The sequence below is a fragment of the Mycobacterium intracellulare ATCC 13950 genome, from assembly GCF_000277125.1.
Classification (GTDB): domain Bacteria; phylum Actinomycetota; class Actinomycetes; order Mycobacteriales; family Mycobacteriaceae; genus Mycobacterium; species Mycobacterium intracellulare.
The window spans coordinates 3,954,984-3,972,341 of record NC_016946.1 but is presented as its reverse complement, the minus strand read 5'-3'; the positions used below and the strand labels follow the sequence as shown (position 1 = coordinate 3,972,341).

Sequence of the window (17,358 nt, the reverse complement as noted above, 5' to 3'; positions counted from 1 at the left end):
CATACGGCACCATGGTCGGGTGCCCGAAAACGGAAGCGAGGCAGCCGACCCCGATCTGCTGATCGAATTGCGCGAGGTGGCGCTGCAGCGCGGCGGCAACGTCCTGGTCGGGCCGTTGGATTGGGCGGTCGAACTCGACGAGCGCTGGGTCATCGTCGGGCCCAACGGGGCGGGCAAAACCTCGCTGCTGCGGATCGCCGCGGCCGCCGAACATCCCTCGTCCGGCGTGGCTTTCGTGCTCGGTGAGCGGCTGGGCCGGGTCGACGTGACGGAGTTGCGTTCCCGCATCGGCCTCAGTTCCTCGGCGTTGGCGCAGCGCGTCCCCGGCGACGAGGTGGTGCGCGATCTCGTGGTCTCGGCCGGCTACGCGGTCCTGGGCCGCTGGCGCGAGCGCTACGAAGACGTCGACTACCGCCGGGCGATCGACATGCTGGAGAGCCTGGGCGCGGAGCATCTGGCGGACCGCACCTACGGCACACTGTCGGAGGGCGAGCGCAAGCGGGTGCTGATTGCCCGCGCGCTAATGACCGACCCCGAACTGCTGCTGCTCGACGAACCCGCCGCCGGCCTGGACCTGGGCGGCCGCGAGGAACTGGTGGCGCGGCTGGCCGACCTGGCCGCCGACCCCGACGCCCCCGCCCTGGTGCTGGTCACGCACCACGTCGAGGAGATCCCGCCCGGGTTCAGTCACTGCATGCTGCTCGCGGAAGGTCGGGTGGTGGCCGCGGGATTGCTCACCGACGTGCTGACCGCGGAGAATCTGTCCACCGCGTTCGGCCAAGCGATCGCCCTCGACGTCGTCGACGGGCGCTACTTCGCGCGGCGAGTCCGCACCCGCGCAGCCCACCGGAGGCAACTATGACGTCACCCGAGGAAGCCCCGCTGGTCCCCAGGCCGGCGGCGACCGTGATGCTGGTCCGAGACACGGGTCCGGGACTGGGCGTCTTCCTGATGCGGCGGCACGCCAAGATGGAGTTCGCGGCCGGGACGATGGTGTTCCCCGGAGGCGGCGTCGACGACCGCGACCGCAACGCCGACATCGCCTGGGCCGGACCGCCGCCGGAGTGGTGGGCGCAGCGCTTCGGCATCGAACCCGACCTGGCCGAGGCGCTGGTCTGCGCCGCGGCCCGCGAGACGTTCGAGGAATCGGGGGTGCTGTTCGCGGGGCCGGCGGGCCGGGGCCGTTCGGCGCCGGACAGTATCGTTGGCGACGCGTCGGTGTACGGCGACGCCCGCCGGGCGCTGGCCGACGGGACGTTGTCGTTCGCGGATTTCCTGCGGCGGGAGAACCTGGAGCTGCGCTCGGACCTGTTGCGGCCGTGGGCCAACTGGGTCACCCCGGAGGCCGAGCGCACGCGGCGCTACGACACCTATTTCTTCGTGGGCGCCCTGCCGAAGGGGCAGCGCGCCGACGGCGAGAACACCGAATCCGACCGGGCGGGCTGGACGACGCCGGAGGCGGCGATCGAGGACTTCGCGGCCGGACGCAGCTTTTTGCTGCCGCCGACGTGGACGCAGCTGGACTCGCTGGCCGGGCGGACCGTCGCCGAGGTGCTGGCAGTGGAGCGCCAGATCGTGCCGGTGCAGCCGCACCTCGAAATCCAGGGCGACAACTGGGTTTTCGAGTTCTTCGATTCCGACCGCTACCACCAGGCGCGGGAAGCCGGCGGGCTGGGGTGGCGGCATTGAGCGAGTTCGTCAGCGTCGTGGTCAGCGACGGCTCGCAGGACGCCGGCCTGGCCATGCTGCTGCTGTCGCGGCCACCGACGAACGCGATGACCCGCCAGGTCTACCGGGAGGTCATCGCCGCGGTCGAGGAACTGGGGCGCCGGGACGACGTCGCCGTCGTGATCCTGTTCGGCGGCCACGAGATCTTCTCGGCCGGCGACGACATGCCCGAACTGCGGACGCTGCGGGGCGCCGAAGCCGAGACCGCGGCCCGGGTCCGGCAGGAGGCCATCGACGCGGTGGCGGCCATCCCCAAGCCGACCGTGGCCGCGATCACCGGATACGCGCTGGGCGCGGGGCTCACGCTGGCGCTGGCCGCCGATTGGCGCATCAGCGGGGACAACGTGAAGTTCGGCGCGACCGAAATCCTGGCCGGCCTGGTGCCCGGCGGCGACGCGATGGCCCGCCTGACCCGGGCCGCCGGGGTGAGCAAGGCCAAGGAACTGGTGTTCAGCGGGCGATTCTTCGACGCCGAGGAAGCCCTGGCGCTGGGCCTCATCGACGAGATGGTGGCGCCCGACGACGTCTACGACGCCGCCGCACGATGGGCGCGCCGTTTCCTCGACGGCCCCCGGCACGCGCTGGCCGCCGCCAAGGCCGGGATCAACGACGTGTTCGACCTGGAGCGCGCCGAGCGGCTCGCCGCCGAACGCCGCCGCTACGCGGAGGTGTTTTCCGCTGGTCAGGGCGGTGGCGATCGGGCGGATCCCGGCGGCCGTTAGGCTGCCCTGCATGACGAGTTCGACCGACGCCGTTCCGACGCCCCACGCCACCGCCGAGCAGGTGGAGGCCGCCCGGCACGACAGCAAGCTGGCCCAGGTGCTCTATCACGACTGGGAGGCCGAAACCTACGACGAGAAGTGGTCGATCTCCTATGACCAGCGCTGCATCGACTACGCGCGGGGCCGTTTCGACGCCATCGTGCCCGACTCGGTGCTGCGTGAGTTGCCCTACGACCGGGCCCTCGAATTGGGCTGCGGCACAGGGTTTTTCCTGCTGAATCTGATCCAGTCCGGGGTCGCTCGCCGCGGGTCGGTGACCGACCTGTCGCCGGGCATGGTCAAGGTCGCCACCCGCAACGGGCAGTCCCTGGGCCTGGACATCGACGGCCGGGTGGCCGACGCCGAGGGCATCCCGTATGAGGACAACACCTTCGATTTGGTCGTCGGGCACGCCGTGCTGCACCACATACCCGATGTCGAGCTTTCGCTGCGCGAGGTGATCCGGGTGCTGCGCCCGGGCGGGCGGTTCGTCTTCGCCGGCGAACCGACCAGCGCCGGCGACGTCTACGCCCGCGAGCTGTCCACGCTGACCTGGCGGATCGCCACCAACGTCACCAAGCTGCCGGGCCTGGGCAGCTGGCGGCGCCCGCAGGCCGAGCTCGACGAATCCTCCCGCGCCGCGGCGCTGGAGGCCATCGTCGACCTGCACACCTTCACCCCCGGTGACCTCGAGCGGATGGCCGCCAACGCCGGCGCCACCGAGGTGCGGACCGTCAGCGAGGAGTTCACCGCCGCGATGTTCGGCTGGCCGGTGCGCACCTTCGAGGCGTCGGTGCCGGCCGGGCGGCTGGGCTGGGGCTGGGCGAAATTCGCGTTCAACGGCTGGAAGGCCCTGAGCTGGGCGGATGCCAATGTGTGGCGGCGCGTGGTGCCGAAGGGCTGGTTCTACAACGTGATGGTGACCGGGGTCAAACCCTCCTGAGCGGTGGGCTGCGGTTCAGCGCCGACGACGTCGGCTACCTGCGGTCGCAAGCCGGCGCCGCGGCGCTGGCGGCCGTCGCCGAACTCGAGCTGACGGACGCCACCCGGGTCGCCGACGTCGCCGCGACCCGCGCCCGCTTCGGTGAGCGGGCGGCGGTGCTGGTGGAGACGGTCCTGTTGCGCCGCCGCGCCGCGGAGAAACTGAGCGGGCTGGGGTGCGCCGTGTCGGACTGGCTGTTCACCGACGAGGCGCTGCAGCAAGCCACCGCCGCGCCGGTGGCGGTGCACCGGGCCGGGCGGCTGGCCGAGGCCGCCGCGGACGCCGTCGTGCACGACGCGACGTGTTCGATCGGCACCGAGCTGGCCGCGCTGCGCGGCCGCGGGATCACGACGGTGGGCAGCGACGTCGACGCCGTGCGGCTGGCCATGGCCCGCCACAACGTGGGGGCGGCGGGGCTCTGCCGCGCCGACGCGCTGCACCCGGTGACCCGCGATGCCGTGCTCGTCGTCGATCCGGCGCGCCGCGCCGAGGGTCGGCGGCGCCTGCGCATCGACGACTATCAGCCCGGCCTGGCCGCGTTGCTGGACGCGTATCGAGGCCGGGATTTTGTCGTAAAGTGCGCTCCGGGAATCGATTTCGACGAGGTGCGGCGGCTGGGCTTCGACGGAGAGATCGAGGTGACGTCCTATCGCGGCTCGGTTCGGGAAGCCTGCCTGTGGTCGTCGGGATTGGCGCGGCCCGGCGTCACCCGGCGGGCGAGCGTCCTCGACCGCGGCGAACAGGTCACCGACGCCGACCCCGACGACTGCGGCGTGCGCCCGGTCGGGCGGTGGATCGTCGACCCGGACGGCGCCGTGGTCCGGGCCGGGCTGGTGCGCCACTACGGCGCGCGGCACGGGCTGTGGCAGCTCGATCCCGACATCGCCTACCTCTCGGGTGATCGGCTGCCGGCCGGGGTGCGGGGCTTCGAGGTGATCGAGCAGCTGGTCTTCGACGAACGACGGCTGCGGCAGGCGCTCTCGGCGCTGGACTGCGGGTCGCTGGAGGTATTGGTCCGCGGGGTGCGGGTCGACCCCGACGCGCTGCGCAAACGGATGCGGCTGCGGGGCCGCCGGCCGCTGTCGACGGTCATCACCCGGATCGGGTCGGGAACCTCGGGGCGCGCGACGGCGTTCGTTTGCCGGGCGTCCCGGTAGCGCCGGGTACGCTGGCGGCGGTTACTTTTCCGGTCGCACCCCCGCCCTGGCTAGTTTGCGAGGACAATTCCACGATGCGTTATCTGATAGCCGCTGCGCTGCTCGCAACGGCGGTGTTGTTGGGCTGGCCGGCCGCCGCCGAGCCGCCGTCGTGCGCGAGCCTCGGCGGCAGCGTCGAGGCCGGCCAGATGTGCCGCGTGCACGCCACCGGCCCCAACTACATGCTCACCATGACGTTTCCCACCGACTACCCGGATCAACAGGCGCTGACCGACTACATCACCCAGAACCGGGACGGCTTCGTCAACGTCGCGCAGAGTTCCGGGGGGCGCGACCAGCCGTACCAGCTGGAGGCCACCACCGACCAGCACAGCGCCGGTCAGCCGCCGCACAACACCCGCAGCGTGGTGCTCAAGTTCTTCCAGGACGTCGGGGGAACGCGGTCGTCGATCTGGTACAAGGCGTTCAACTACAACCTCGGGACGAAGCAGCCCATCACCTTCGACACCCTGTTCCCACCGGGGACGACGCCGCTGGACGCCATCTTCCCGATCGTGCAGCGCGACCTGGAACGTCAAACCCCTTTGGGCGCCGCGATTTTGCCGTCGACGGGCCATGATCCGTCGCACTATCAGAATTTCGCCATCACCGACGATCAGCTGATCTTCTACTTCGCCCCGGGCGAGATGCTGCCGGCGTTCGGGGGGCCCGCCCAGGCCCAGGTGCCGCGCAACGCGATCCCGCCGCTGGCAATCTGACCACGGCTCAGACCGGCCCGGCCCGCAATTCCATCGCCACGGCCAGCGCCGCCAGCGCCACCTGGGCGAGGCAACCGATGATCGGGACGAAGAAGGCCCTCCTCCCGCGCACCAGCAGGTACACGGCGACCACGACGTCGGCGACCAAGAGGGCGGCCCCGCCCCAGGTGCCCAGGTTCATGGCCCGGTCGATCCAGGCGGGATCGCCGCACTTCTGATAGCTGCACGGGTCGGTGCTCATCACCAGCAGGCCCAGGACCACAAAGGTCGCCCCGTAGAGGCCGCCATGGATGACCAGCAGGACGAGCGTCGCCACGATGTCCGCGGTGCTCGCGCGCCGGCCCTCCGCCGTGGTGGTCGCGGCGTCCTGCGCTGTGGGGTCGTCGATCGGCACCTAAGGAGTATGTCCCGGTCAGGCCGGCGCGAAACCGTAGACCTGGCCGTCGCTGGTGGCGGCCACCACCCGCCGGTCGGTGCCGACCGCAACCCCGAGCGGATACCCGGTGGCCGCCGGCAGCGGATAGCTGTTCAGCGTGTGGCCGTCACCGGGATCGAAGACCAGCACCGACATCCCGGGGGCGCCGTTGGCGGGCGGTCCGCCGACCACCGTGTAGCCGACCCCGGCGCCCGCGAGGCTCGACGACGACAGGGGGACGGCGTCGTCGCGGCGCCACACCTGGTCGGCGTGATCGCCGGCGTCCTTGAACGCGACGAGCCGCGTGTCGGGCCCGCCACCGGAGACGATCAGCCCCTGCGGGGTGATCGCCGGGGGAGTCTGCGCCAGAAATCCCAGCGGCGCCGACCACTTCACCTTCGCGTCCGCTGTGCGCAGCGCCCACAGGCGTTCGTCGCGGCCGTTGACGTAGACGGTCGACCCGTCGGCCGAGAGCACCGGGCTGGCGATGGCGCCGGCGCCCACGGCGTCGCTGGTCCACTCCTTGGTCAGCAGCGGCGTCTGCCCGGGGTGGTACTTCAGGCCCACCAGCACAGCGGCCGGTGCCCCCGGCTGCCAGACGCCGAGCACCGCCATCCCGTTGGCGGCCGAGAAGGCGGGGGCCGCCGCCACCGGGCAGCCCTGGCGCGCCGGCGCGCAGTCGGCGAGCCCGCGCGTCGCATCGGTGGGATCGATGCCGTCCACCAGATCGAGCGGGCTGCTCACCACCTGGCCGCGATGTGAGTCGAAAACCAGCACCTGCCCCAGGTGCGTGGCGACGAGTAACTCGCCGCTACCGAGGAACCGCGGCGTCGTGGGCATGCCGATCACCGGCTGGCGCCACCGCGTCCACTGCGTCACCGGGAACGACAGGAAGGCGCCGGGCTGGCCGACGTAGAGGTTGTCGAAGCCGTCGAGCAGCGGCCCGCCGAAGCCGCCGCCCTGGAACAACCGCACACACCAGCGCTGGCGTCCGTTGTGGTTGTTCTCCCACTCCATCAGCGAACAACCCGCCGAGGTCTGGGCGTTCAGTGCCAGATAGCCTCGCGCGCTCAGCGCCGGTCCGGCGGCCAGGCTCCCCTTGACCGACCGGGTCCACTGCAACGACAGCTTGGTGGCCCCGCCGGTGGGGGTGTAGCTGGTGTTGGCGGCGTCGGCGTATTGCGCCGGCCAGCCTTGTGCGGCCGATGCGTCCACCCACGAGTCGGTGGTGCCGCAGCCGCCGACCCCGGCCACGAGCGCCGCCGCCAGCAGCGCGGATGAGCAACGCCGAAGCCCACTGACGAGGTGTCGGGCAAGCACGTCGGTTTCCAAGTCCTTCCCCAGGGCGTGCGCAGGTGCGGCGGTCGAGTACACGTGAGGGTATCGCTTGGGCTCTCGACTAGGCTTTCCGGCCATGACGAGCATGTGGGGCGCCCCGGTCCATCGCCGCTGGCGTGGATCGAACCTGCGCGACCCGCGCCAGGCCAGGTTCCTCACGCTGGCCTCGCTGAAGTGGGTGCTGCGCAACCGCGCATACACCCCGTGGTACCTGGTGCGCTACTGGCGGTTACTGAAGTTCAAGCTGGCCAACCCGCACATCATCACCCGCGGCATGGTCTTTCTCGGCAAGGGTGTGGAAATCCATGCCACGCCCGAGCTCGCGCAGCTCGAGATCGGGCGCTGGGTCCACATCGGTGACAAGAACACCATCCGCGCGCACGAGGGTTCGCTGCGGTTCGGCGACAAGGTGGTGCTGGGCCGCGACAACGTCATCAACGCCTACCTCGACATCGAGCTCGGCGATTCGGTCCTGATGGCCGACTGGTGCTACGTCTGCGATTTCGACCACCGCATGGACAACATCGACATGCCCATCAAGGACCAGGGCATCGTCAAGTCCCCGGTGCGGATCGGCCCGGACACCTGGGTGGGGGTCAAGGTGTCGGTGCTGCGGGGCACGTCGGTCGGGCGCGGTTGCGTGCTGGGATCGCATGCGGTGGTGCGCGGGGTGATTCCGGACTACTCGATCGCGGTCGGCGCGCCGGCCAAGGTTGTCAAGAACCGCCAGCTCGCCTGGGAGAGCTCGGCCGCGCAGCGTGCCGAACTCGCCGCCGCCCTGGCCGACATCGAACGGAAAAAGGCCTCCCGCTAGCTGTCCGGTTGCGGCCGGTCGTCGACCTTGAAATGGAAGTTGACGTCGCCCGCGGCGACGTTCGTGACGGTCACCAGCACGCCGTATTTCTGGCCGCGGTCGGTGAGCTGACACCGAAGTGTCGCGCCCGCAACGCCTCTCAGATTGTCGGGGCAGGTCACCGAGTCCGGCTTTCTGCCCACCCGCTGGCCGAGCTGGGTGCTGATCGCGGCGGCGACCTGCTCCTTGCCGACCATCTCCACCATGTCGAACTTGACGTCGCCGCCCTCGACGCTGGTGACCGTGACGTTGACGCCGAACGGCCGGTTCTTGACCTTCATTTCGCAGGTCACCTGCGCGCCGAGGGTTGCGGGCAGGTCGTTCGGGCAGTTCACCGACTCGGGCTTGTTGCCCGCGGCGTCGGTCATCTTCGCGGAGATTTGGCCGGCGACCTCGCTCCTGCTCACCGCGTGCGACGAACCGATCGAGCAGGAACAGCCCGCGACGGCGGTGATGAGGCCGGCGGCAGCGCACGAAACCGGCAGCGCACAGATGACGGTCATTGTCGCCTCCCGAATGGCTTGACCAGCTGAATCGGCCGATCATGGCATGCCCATCGGCTACGGGTGCACGATTGGGCAAACGAGCGCCGAGATCAGATGCTCTGATAGCGCCGCAGCGCTTCGGCCCGTTCGGCGGCGTGGTCGACGATGGGCTGCGGGTAGTTGTCCGGCCGCCGGCCCCTGCGCAGGTGCGCGTCATCGGCCGAGCGCAGCTCGGGCACCCAGCGGCGGATGTAATCGCCTGTGGGGTCGAACTTTTCGCCCTGTGTCGTCGGGTTGAACACCCGGAAGTAGGGCGCGGCATCGGTGCCGCAGCCCGCACACCACTGCCAGCCGTGCTGGTTGTTCGCCATGTCCCCGTCCACGAGCTGGTCCAGAAACCATTCGGCGCCCCACTGCCACGGCAGATGTAGGTCCTTGACCAGAAACGACGCGACGCTCATCCGCACCCGGTTGTGCATGAACCCCGTCTCGCGCAGCTGCCGCATCCCGGCGTCGACGAAGGGAAAACCGGTCTCACCGGCCTTCCACGCCGCGAAGCGGCGCTCGGCCTCGGCGCCGGAGTCGGTCGGGATGCCGTCGAAATCTTTGTTCCAGTTGCGCCACGCGCTCGCGGGCCAGTGGTGCAGCACGTCGGCGTAGAAATCGCGGAAAGCCAACTCCCGCAGGTACGCCTGCGCCCCGCCGCCGCGCAGGTCCAGGTCGGCGGCCAGGGTGCGGGGGTGGACGGTGCCGAATTTCAGGTGCGCCGACATCCGGCTGGTGCCGCGCAGGTCGGGCCTGTTGCGGTCGTCGGCGTAGCTTCTCAATCCGTTGTCGAGGAAGGACTTCCACTGGGCGCGCGCCGCCGCCTCGCCGGCGGCGACATCGAGCGAGACACCGGGGTCGGGGATTTCGCAGGGCTCGACTCGCAGGCGCGCAGGATCGAGCCAGCGCGCGGACGCGGCGCCCGATGTGGCCGGGGCCCGCCAGCCGACTTTGTGCCACTGCCGCAGAAACGGTGTGAACACCTGGTACGGGGAGCCGTCCGGCTTGGTGACGCGTCCGGGCGAGACGAGGTACGGCGAGCCGGTCGCCACCAGCGGGACCGCGCCCAGTGCGGCGCGCACCCGTTCGTCGCGGCGCGTGCCGAACGGCGCGAAGTCCTCCGAGATGTGCACCGACGTCGCGCCGATCTCCTTGGCGATGCGGGGAATCTGGGTGTCGGGCCGCCCGCGGGTGACGAGCAGCCGCCCGTCGAGGTCCGCGCGCAGCCGCCGCAGCGAGTCACCCAGGAACTGCAGCCGGCGCTGTCCCGACGAGCTTTCCAGCCGCGGATCGAGCACAAAGCAGGCGAGCACCTCGCCCCCCTCGGCCGCGGCGAGCAGCGCCGGATGGTCACGCAACCGCAGATCGCGGCGAAACCACAACAGGGCGGGCATGATTCGACCCCTAACGGTTGAGCCGCCAGATGTGGGTGGACAGGACGGTCGCGAAGCCGCACCACATCGGGTAGGGCAGTAGCGCCGGCCCGCCCCGCGGGCCGGCTTGCGCGGTGCGCCTCACCAGGTCGGCGCTGCTGGCCGTCAGCGCCGCGGCACCGACCGCGGCCGCACCGAGCTTGTGGTACCGAAAGAAGAGCCAGCTCCACCCGGCGTTGAGGAGCAGATTCACTACCAGGGCAGCGGCGTAGCTGCGCGCCTGGTCATGGCGCCCGGTGGCGCGAAACCGGTCGATGGCCACCGCCGACGTGACCGCGATGTCCGCGTAGAGCGTGGTCCACGCGACGGGGAAGGCGGCGCGCGGCGGCTGGTACGCGGGCTTGCGAAGCCGCGCGTACCACGGCGAGGCGGCGTTGGCGCTGGCGACGCTGCCGGCGGCGGCGGCCGCGGCGACGCCCAGGGCCGTCGCACCTAAGATCGATTTGTTCACGGCGTGCTCCGTTCGCGTTGGGCCTGATCCGCTTGTTGTTCAACGGGTTCGGTATTGGCGGGGCTGGTGGGCCACCAGATTCGGTCGCCGATGAGGGCGAACAACGCCGGGATGACCAGGGTGCGCACCACGAAGGTGTCGAGCAGGATGCCCAGGCCGACGATGATCCCCAACTGCGTCAGGACGATCAACGGCAGCACCCCGAGCACGCAGAACACGGCGGCCAAAACGATTCCCGCGCTGGTGATTACGCCTCCGGTCGCCGACACCGCGCGCACCATCCCATCGCGCGCGCCGTGCCGTGCGGCCTCCTCGCGGGCGCGGGTGACCAGAAAGATGGTGTAGTCCACGCCGAGGGCGGCCAAGAACAGGAAGGCGAACAGCGGGGTGGTGTTGTCCAGTGCCGGAAAACCGAAGATATGGATGCTCGCCCAGCCGCCCATGCCCAACGCGGCCAGGGCACCCAGAATCGTCGCGGCCAGCAGGGTCGGCGGCGCGAGGGCGGATCGCAGCAACGCATACAGGACGACCAGGATGACGGCCAGGATCGCCGGGATCAGCAGCACGCGGTCATGCGCGGCCGCGTCCCGGACGTCGAGGGCCTGCGCGTCGGCGCCGCCCACCAGCGCGCCGGGGTCGGCGGCCCGGGTCGAATCCCGCAGTGCGGCAACGATGCCGAACGCCCGGTCGGACGACGGCGGTGCGTCGATCACCACCGACCACTTCGTCAGCCCCGTTTCCGAGCGGCCGGACTCGGTCACCGAGACGACGCCGGGCGTGGCCCCGATCGCCTGCCGCACCGACGACGCGTGGGCGGTGGGCGCGACAACCAGCGTCGGGTTGGCCAGGCCGGCCGGGAAGTGTTCGGCCACCACGGTGTAACCGGACACCGAATCCGCGCGCACGCGGAACTGCTCGGTCTGCGACAGCCCGATCCGGGTCCCCCACAAGCCCGTGCCCAGGGCGGCCAGCACCGCGATCGCTACCACCGCAACCAGCGCGGGACGGCGTGCGACCGATTCCGCGATGCGCCGCCAGGCACCGGAATCCCGGTCCTCGGCGTCGTCGGCGTGCGGGATGAACGGCCAGAACAATCGGCGGCCGCACACGGCCAGCATCGGCGGCAGGATGACCAGCACCGACACCGCGGCGACCACGAGGCCGCACGCCGCCAGCGCGCCCAGACTGCGTGTGCTCGGAGTGGCCGCGAACAGCAGCGTGAGCAGCGCCAGCACCACGGTGGCATTGCTGGCAACGATGGCCGGCCCCGCGCGGCGCACGGCGTGCCGCAGCGCGACGCGGTGCCCGGAATGGCGCCGTAGCTCTTGGCGATACCGGGAGATCAACAACAGCGCGTAATTGGTGCCCGCCCCGAACACCAGCACGCTGGTGATGCCCGAGGTGGCGCCGTCGAAGCTCAGCCCGGTCAGCGACGCCACCGCCGTACCGACCGCGGCGGCGACCCGGTCGGCGAATCCGACGACGAGCAAGGGGACCAGCCACAGCACCGGGGACCGGTACGTGGCGATCAGCAGCAGCGCCACCACCGACGTCGTCACGGCGAGCAAGGTGATGTTGGCGTTGGTGAAGGCGCTGGCGATGTCGGCGCCGAACGCCGGCCCGCCCGTGACGTGCACCTGCAGATCCGTGGGCAGTCCGCTCGCCGCGGCCGTGCGCAGCGCCGTGACCGTGCGGTCGAGGTCAAGCCCCGACAGGCCGCCGCTGATCGGCACGATGCCCGAGGCGGCCTTCCCGTCGGTCGACGGCAGCGCGGGCGCCGCGCCATCCCCGCCGGGCGGCGCGGCGGCCTGGGCCCGATCGCGGGCCGCGCGTGCGGCCGAAACGTCCGAGGGGCTGAGCACCGCGCCGTCGGTCCGGCTGACCACGACAATCACCGGGGCGCGGTCGCCGCCGGGGAACTGCCGCGACAGCGCGTCCACCTCGGCCGACGCGGAGTCGTCGGGCAGCGATTTCGGTGACTGGCCCGCCGCCGCGTTCTCGCCGATGAGAACCATGAAACCGACCCCCAGCAGGGCCGCGACCAGCGCGAGCAGCCACGAACGTCGACCCGTCACAGCGGTGGCCAAGGGCTCCCACACCACGAACACAACCCTTTCAGTCAGTTAAACATTAATCAACTGAAACGACGCAGCACCACGGAGTCGGCATAGCGCTGCGCGAAAGGGGGCACTATGAACATTATGGACGCGATGCGGAGACATTGATGGACGCGAGGCTTGCCGGCGATGACCGCTGACCGTGGCGCGATGAAGAATCGCAAGCGGCGGCACATCGACGTGTGCCTGAGCGAGCCGGTCGGTTATGCCGGGGTCAGCACCGGCCTGGACCGGTATCACCTGCCCTACAACGCGCTCACGCAGACCAGCCTGGGCGACATCGACATGTCCACCACGTTTTTCGGTGCCAACCTGCGCTCTCCGATCCTCATCGGCGCGATGACCGGGGGCGCAGAGTTGTCCGGGACGATCAACCGCAATCTGGCGGCCGCCGCCCAACAGCTCGGCGTCGGCATGATGCTCGGCTCGCAGCGCATCATGCTCGACAGCGCGCTGGGGGACTGCGCCGCGGACAGCTTCACGGTTCGCGACGTCGCCCCAGATGCGTTGCTGTTCGGCAACATTGGGCTATCCCAGCTGGCGAAGGCGGCCGTGCCGGACCTGGCCAAGGCCCTCGATCGGGTGGGCGCCGACGCGCTTGCCGTGCATACCAATCCGTTGCAGGAAGCGATGCAACACAACGGCGACACCGACTTCTCCGGCTCGGTGGACCGGCTGCGCGAAGCGGCCGACGCCCTCGGCTACCCCGTGTTGCTCAAGGAGGTCGGCCACGGGATCGGCGGCGCCGCGGTGGCCGAACTCCTTGGGGCCGACGGCACGCTTCCGGTTGCCGGAATCGACGTGGCGGGCGCCGGCGGCACGTCGTGGTCGCGGGTCGAACAGTTCGTGCGTTACGGCGAACTGCGCCATCCGGAGTTGGCCGACTGGGGAATCCCCACCGCGCGTGCGGTCGTGGAGGTGCGCGAGGCGCTGCCGGAGATCCCGCTGGTGGCGTCCGGTGGCATTCGAACCGGGATGGACGCGGCCAAGGCGATCGCCCTGGGGGCCGACGTCGTGGCGGTGGCCCGGCCGCTGCTGCCGGCCGCGATCGAATCCACTGCGGCGGTGGTGGATTGGCTGCAGCCGTTCATCGATGAGCTTCGGGTATGCCTGCACGGCTGCGGTGCGGCAAACCTCGCGGCGCTGCGCGACGTCGACCTCGTCCGCGAGACGTAGCTTCGCGCGACGTGGCTGTCATCCTGGCGTACGGCTCGCCGGCACTCGGACATCTGCTGCCGGTCGGCGCCCTGCTGGCCGAACTCGCCCGGCGGGGTCACGACGTTCATGTGCGCACCATGGCGGGCGGCGTCTCGACGATGCGCTCGGTTGGCGTGCACGCCGCGCCCGTCGATCCGCGAATCGAGGCGATTGCCGGGAAGGACTGGCGGGCGCGAAACGCCTTGGAGGTCTTGACCTCGTCGGTCGACGTGCTGTGCCGGCGAGCGGTGTTCGAGGTCGACGACCTGCGTCGGGCCGTGGCCGAGGTTCGGCCGGATGCGGTCATCGTGGACGCGAATTGTTGGGGCGCCTTGTCGGCCGCAGACGCCGGGGAGATTCCGTGGTCGCTGTTTTCGCCGTTCACCCCGTACCTGCGCTCCCGGGGCGTGCCGCCGTTCGGTCCCGGGCTGCGGCCTCTGCCGGGCGTCGTCGGTGACCTGCGGGACGCCACGGTACGCCCGATCGTGAGGTACCTGTTCGACCGGCCAATGCTGCCGCGCGTCAACGCAATTCGCGTGCAGCTGGCGGTGCCACCGGTAACGTCGGTGGACGGCTTCATGCGCCGCGCGCCGCTGCTGCTGGCCGTCGGAGGCGAGCCTTTCGAGTATCGGCATCCGGGATGGCCCGATGTGTTGCACCACATCGGCGCGTGCGTATTCGAGCCGACCGAAACCGTGACAGCGGGTTGGATCGATGACCTCGACCGGCCCGTCGTGCTGGTGAACACGTCGTCGTTGCGGCAGGCCGACGAACCGCTGGGGCGAATCGCCTTGCACGCGCTGGCCGATGAGGACGTGCACGTCGTGGCGACGTTTCCGGCGGGCATACCCACCGATTTGCCGCGCCCCGACAACGCGACGGTATGCCGTTTCGTGCCGCACACCGCCGTCCTGGAGAAGGCCGCCTGCGCGATCACGCATGGCGGAATGGGGACCACACTGAAGGCTCTCGACCGGGGTGTACCGGTCTGCGTCGTTCCCTTCGCCCGCGATCAGGCCGAAGTCGCCCGGCGGGTGGAGGTCGCTCACTGCGGCACCCGGCTGAGGGCGAAAAAACTCACACCGGCGCGGCTGAGAGCGAAGGTGCGTCAGGCAATGACGATGGCGGACGGTGCGCGACGGGTGGCCGCCGGGTTCGCGGCCACCGGAGGTGTGGCCCGCGGAGCGGATCTCATCGAGCAGCGGCTGTTGGGATGCACCGTCGAGCGCCCGGTGCACTAACCGGCCCGGTGCGTCTCAGCGCACGGCGCCGCCGCGGCCTTTCGCCGGGGTGCGCTTCCCCTCGGGGGTGGCGGGCCGTTTGGGAGCCGGTGCGGTGAGCGTGGATTCGAAGGCGGACATCGCCTCGATCATCGCCGTGAAAACCCGATGAGCGGCCGCCAAGTCGCGGTCGGGAAGCTCGGCGAGGGCGGTATGCAGTTCGGCGCCCAACGGCGTGAAAAATGAGCGCGCCAGCGCCATTCCAGGTTTCTCGTAGCGCAGCAGCGTCTTGCGGCGGTCCTGCGGGTCCGGTTCGCGCCGGAGGTGCCCTGCGTCGATCATGCGGTCCACGAGATAGGTGATGGCGGCGGGCGATACGTCCATGCGCCTCCGCAATTGCGCCGCCGTCAACGGCGTTCCGGCAGTCTCGGCGACCATGATGTGCAGCAGGGCGTGGAAGTCGGTGCCGCTGACCTCGTTTTGCCGCGCGAAGTGCCGGCCGATGCGGTCGGACTGCGCCGTGATCGCGCGCATGTCCGCCGACATCAACTTCTCGAGTTCGGCTCGGTCCATTCGCCGGTCAGCGGCGCCGCGCTTGGTCACTTACCCGCATCCTCTTGCAAGATAGGCCGACCAGCGTTCGGGACCGCTGCGCGCGGCCCCCGGTCCGGTCGGTGGCCATCAGCCTACGGCACCCCTACCGGATCATCGTGGCTTAGCCGGTGGGTCGAGGCGGTGTCACGACTTCGCGGGGTCGTGACCCCAGTTCATCAACGAGTAGCGCCGGGGGCTCTCGTCGATGTTGCCCTGTGGACGTTGCGCCAGATGGCGCTTGGCGTACCCGACAACCTTGCGCATGTGCGCGTAGTCGGCCTCGGTGAGGTCTTTTCGCTTCGCCCTGAGTATCTCGACGATGCGGCGCCCGCTGGCATGACCGGTCGACTCGCTCTCGCCCTGCTTTTGTCCCACGGCGTTCGACTCTTCTGTGGCGAGCCACTTTTCCAGCTCACCGGCGGTCATGTTCACCGCGTCGTGGAAGCGGGCCCAGGTGGTGTCCTTGTCCTCTGTCATCGGATGACCCTCGACACGAATCAGTCCGCGCGGCGCAGCGCGTCCGGCTTGTGCACCGCATCTGCGGCTGGTCCGCGGAGGCGCGCACCGTGCGCCCGGCGGCCTCGGTATCCGAGGTGATCTCGCCCTCGACGGTACCGCGGACCGTCGTGCCGTGGCTTTGCCACTCGACCGCGTCGCCCTTGTCGAATTCTCTGTTGCTCATAGGTTTTCACCATTCGTCGATTCGTCGTTGGGCGACGCGGTGTGGGCGGGGTGACCCGCGGTGCGCCGCTCCTCTTTCATCGCCATCTCGTAGCGGTGGCGCTGTCCGCCGGCGAGTCGCATTCGCACCAGCTGTTCGATCTCCTTGAAGCAGCGGTAGTAGCCGTCGTCGTAGTCTTCGACCACCTGAAAGCTCCAGCGCCCCGGGAGGACGTTGCGCCCGATCAGCTCGCGGCTGATGTGTTGGGCCAGACCGGCGTGCCCGAGTTCGTGCAACCGCGACACCGCCTCGTCGAGTTGGAGGTCGGCATGGCCGGTGAGTTGGTGGAAGGAGTACAGGTGTCCCCGGGCGCGCTCGATGGTTTCCAGCGCCTCGGTGACTTTTCCCACCGCCTGCGTGGCGCCCTCGCCGGTGTTGTCGAAGCTCATGGTGTTCCTTCCCCCGTATTCCGTTATGGCATTCCCGCTGAGCAGGGCGCCGAATCGCGGAGACGTTTCATGTATTCAATAGTCAAATGCTTGTGGCTACAGACCGCGGCGTCCTGCGGTTTGAACAGGTGCTCCTCGGGTATGTGATGGCGGATGACCGTGCACGAGACGTCGCAACGCCTGCGGGGCGCCCAGCGCAAAGTGCTGCGCCTGCAACGGCGTGTGTGGCTTGCCGAACTGGCCCTGTGGCCGGCCGCGATCGTGTTCGCGGCGCTGGTGCTGGGCACCGTATGGCTGCTGTGGCGGCGCTCAGCCGTTCGCGCCGACGGGCCGCCTCCGGGGATGAAGGATCCGCCGCGCCAGGACGCACCATGAGACGCCGGCCGCGCTGAACGCCAACGCCTGTGCGGCACCAATGCGCCCGGTCGGCACGAAATGACCTGCGACATAACGCTCGATGAAGCCCGCGGTCGGCAGCGGATTCATCCCCGCGCTGCGGCGGGCCCACGATTCCAGGATGGTCAACGGGCAGGGGAGTCTGAGCGTGACGACGGCGATACCCCAACCCACCGCCGGCACGTGCAGCGCCATGGTGCGCGGCCAGCGCAATGCGAGAAAGCCGCCGCTGGGCACGTAGAGCAGGTACGCAAGGTGCGCGCCGACGGTCACTGCGACCGCGACTGCGTAGTGCCTCGTGACGGCCGAGGCGGACTC

At 70.1% G+C, this 17,358-nt stretch carries 20 protein-coding genes and 1 pseudogene; 10 read left to right on the top strand and 11 right to left on the bottom strand.

All coding sequences use genetic code 11. The features are described 5' to 3' along the window. The first annotated feature begins 1 nt into the window (after position 1). The 6 genes from OCU_RS43155 to OCU_RS43130 all read left to right on the top strand — a co-directional run bounded on the left by OCU_RS43155 (position 2) and on the right by OCU_RS43130 (position 5,386). Positions 2–862 (top strand): ABC transporter ATP-binding protein, encoded by an 861-nt coding sequence (locus OCU_RS43155; protein WP_026071262.1) that lies wholly within the window; start codon positions 2–4, stop codon positions 860–862. Continuing rightward, a complete protein-coding gene (locus OCU_RS43150; RefSeq protein ID WP_014380772.1) occupies positions 859–1,689 on the top strand; it encodes an NUDIX hydrolase in 831 nt (276 codons plus the stop codon). The genes OCU_RS43155 and OCU_RS43150 overlap by 4 nt, the downstream gene beginning before the upstream one ends. Beyond that, complete coding sequence (locus OCU_RS43145; protein ID WP_026071263.1) at positions 1,686–2,450, top strand: enoyl-CoA hydratase; 765 nt, start codon at positions 1,686–1,688, stop codon at positions 2,448–2,450. Before OCU_RS43150 ends, OCU_RS43145 begins: the two co-directional genes overlap by 4 nt. Before the next feature lie 10 nt (positions 2,451–2,460). Then, positions 2,461–3,432, top strand: coding sequence for a class I SAM-dependent methyltransferase (locus tag OCU_RS43140; RefSeq protein ID WP_014380770.1), 972 nt, complete (start codon positions 2,461–2,463; stop codon positions 3,430–3,432). Further along, on the top strand, positions 3,390–4,628 hold the full coding sequence (locus OCU_RS43135) for a THUMP-like domain-containing protein (RefSeq protein WP_193375157.1): 1,239 nt from the start codon (positions 3,390–3,392) through the stop codon (positions 4,626–4,628). The genes OCU_RS43140 and OCU_RS43135 overlap by 43 nt, the downstream gene beginning before the upstream one ends. Before the next feature lie 74 nt (positions 4,629–4,702). Beyond that, positions 4,703–5,386 (top strand): esterase, encoded by a 684-nt coding sequence (locus OCU_RS43130; RefSeq protein ID WP_014380768.1) that lies wholly within the window; start codon positions 4,703–4,705, stop codon positions 5,384–5,386. 7 nt (positions 5,387–5,393) lie between these two features. Here OCU_RS43130 and OCU_RS43125 read toward each other — a convergent pair whose 3' ends face one another. Further along, complete coding sequence (locus OCU_RS43125; protein WP_014380767.1) at positions 5,394–5,780, bottom strand: DUF6264 family protein; 387 nt, start codon at positions 5,778–5,780, stop codon at positions 5,394–5,396. A gap of 18 nt (positions 5,781–5,798) precedes the next feature. Continuing rightward, complete coding sequence (locus tag OCU_RS43120) at positions 5,799–7,133, bottom strand: outer membrane protein assembly factor BamB family protein (protein ID WP_014380766.1); 1,335 nt, start codon at positions 7,131–7,133, stop codon at positions 5,799–5,801. 82 nt (positions 7,134–7,215) lie between these two features. On the opposite strand from OCU_RS43120, the gene OCU_RS43115 reads away from it, so the two are divergent. Beyond that, complete coding sequence (locus tag OCU_RS43115; protein WP_008259129.1) at positions 7,216–7,953, top strand: acyltransferase; 738 nt, start codon at positions 7,216–7,218, stop codon at positions 7,951–7,953. Here the strand turns inward: OCU_RS43115 and OCU_RS43110 are convergent. The 4 genes from OCU_RS43110 to OCU_RS43095 form a co-directional block, all read right to left on the bottom strand. Beyond that, complete coding sequence (locus tag OCU_RS43110; RefSeq protein ID WP_014380765.1) at positions 7,950–8,495, bottom strand: anti-apoptotic protein; 546 nt, start codon at positions 8,493–8,495, stop codon at positions 7,950–7,952. The genes OCU_RS43115 and OCU_RS43110 overlap by 4 nt on opposite strands. Before the next feature lie 92 nt (positions 8,496–8,587). Further along, on the bottom strand, positions 8,588–9,916 hold the full coding sequence (locus OCU_RS43105) for a cryptochrome/photolyase family protein (protein WP_014380764.1): 1,329 nt from the start codon (positions 9,914–9,916) through the stop codon (positions 8,588–8,590). Between the two features lie 10 nt (positions 9,917–9,926). Then, positions 9,927–10,406 carry a TspO/MBR family protein gene (locus OCU_RS43100; RefSeq protein WP_014380763.1) on the bottom strand — a complete coding sequence of 160 codons (480 nt, stop codon included), beginning with the start codon at positions 10,404–10,406 and terminating at the stop codon, positions 9,927–9,929. After that, positions 10,403–12,508 (bottom strand): MMPL family transporter, encoded by a 2,106-nt coding sequence (locus OCU_RS43095; protein ID WP_233425190.1) that lies wholly within the window; start codon positions 12,506–12,508, stop codon positions 10,403–10,405. Before OCU_RS43095 ends, OCU_RS43100 begins: the two co-directional genes overlap by 4 nt. A gap of 144 nt (positions 12,509–12,652) precedes the next feature. Here OCU_RS43095 and fni point away from each other — a divergent pair, with 144 nt between their 5' ends. Beyond that, positions 12,653–13,699: a type 2 isopentenyl-diphosphate Delta-isomerase gene (gene fni / locus OCU_RS43090; protein ID WP_014383022.1), complete on the top strand. Its 1,047-nt coding sequence runs from the start codon at positions 12,653–12,655 to the stop codon at positions 13,697–13,699. A gap of 11 nt (positions 13,700–13,710) precedes the next feature. Next, entirely contained in the window at positions 13,711–14,961 is a 1,251-nt protein-coding gene (locus OCU_RS43085) for a glycosyltransferase (protein ID WP_008259121.1), read from the top strand. A 15-nt stretch (positions 14,962–14,976) separates the two neighbouring features. Here the strand turns inward: OCU_RS43085 and OCU_RS43080 are convergent, their stop codons facing one another. From OCU_RS43080 to OCU_RS43070, 4 genes and pseudogenes are all read right to left on the bottom strand, one after another. Beyond that, complete coding sequence (locus tag OCU_RS43080) at positions 14,977–15,543, bottom strand: MarR family winged helix-turn-helix transcriptional regulator (protein WP_008259120.1); 567 nt, start codon at positions 15,541–15,543, stop codon at positions 14,977–14,979. Between the two features lie 135 nt (positions 15,544–15,678). Further along, the gene (locus OCU_RS43075; RefSeq protein ID WP_014380760.1) at positions 15,679–16,011 is read right to left on the bottom strand and encodes a DUF3140 domain-containing protein; all 333 of its coding nucleotides are present in this window, start codon (positions 16,009–16,011) and stop codon (positions 15,679–15,681) included. 20 nt (positions 16,012–16,031) lie between these two features. Continuing rightward, positions 16,032–16,216: pseudogene (locus tag OCU_RS50615) on the bottom strand (DUF2945 domain-containing protein). After that, positions 16,213–16,644, bottom strand: a complete 432-nt coding sequence (locus OCU_RS43070) for a hypothetical protein (RefSeq protein ID WP_008259117.1) — start codon at positions 16,642–16,644, stop codon at positions 16,213–16,215. Before OCU_RS43070 ends, OCU_RS50615 begins: the two are co-directional and overlap by 4 nt. A gap of 153 nt (positions 16,645–16,797) precedes the next feature. Between OCU_RS43070 and OCU_RS43065 the strand changes: the two genes are divergently transcribed. Beyond that, positions 16,798–17,019, top strand: coding sequence for a hypothetical protein (locus OCU_RS43065; RefSeq protein WP_014380759.1), 222 nt, complete (start codon positions 16,798–16,800; stop codon positions 17,017–17,019). On the opposite strand, the gene OCU_RS50610 is transcribed toward OCU_RS43065, so the two are convergent. After that, positions 16,954–17,277 carry a DUF2784 domain-containing protein gene (locus tag OCU_RS50610; RefSeq protein ID WP_373368556.1) on the bottom strand — a complete coding sequence of 108 codons (324 nt, stop codon included), beginning with the start codon at positions 17,275–17,277 and terminating at the stop codon, positions 16,954–16,956. The two genes, OCU_RS43065 and OCU_RS50610, sit on opposite strands and share 66 nt — an antisense overlap. Between the last annotated feature and the right edge of the window lie 81 nt (positions 17,278–17,358).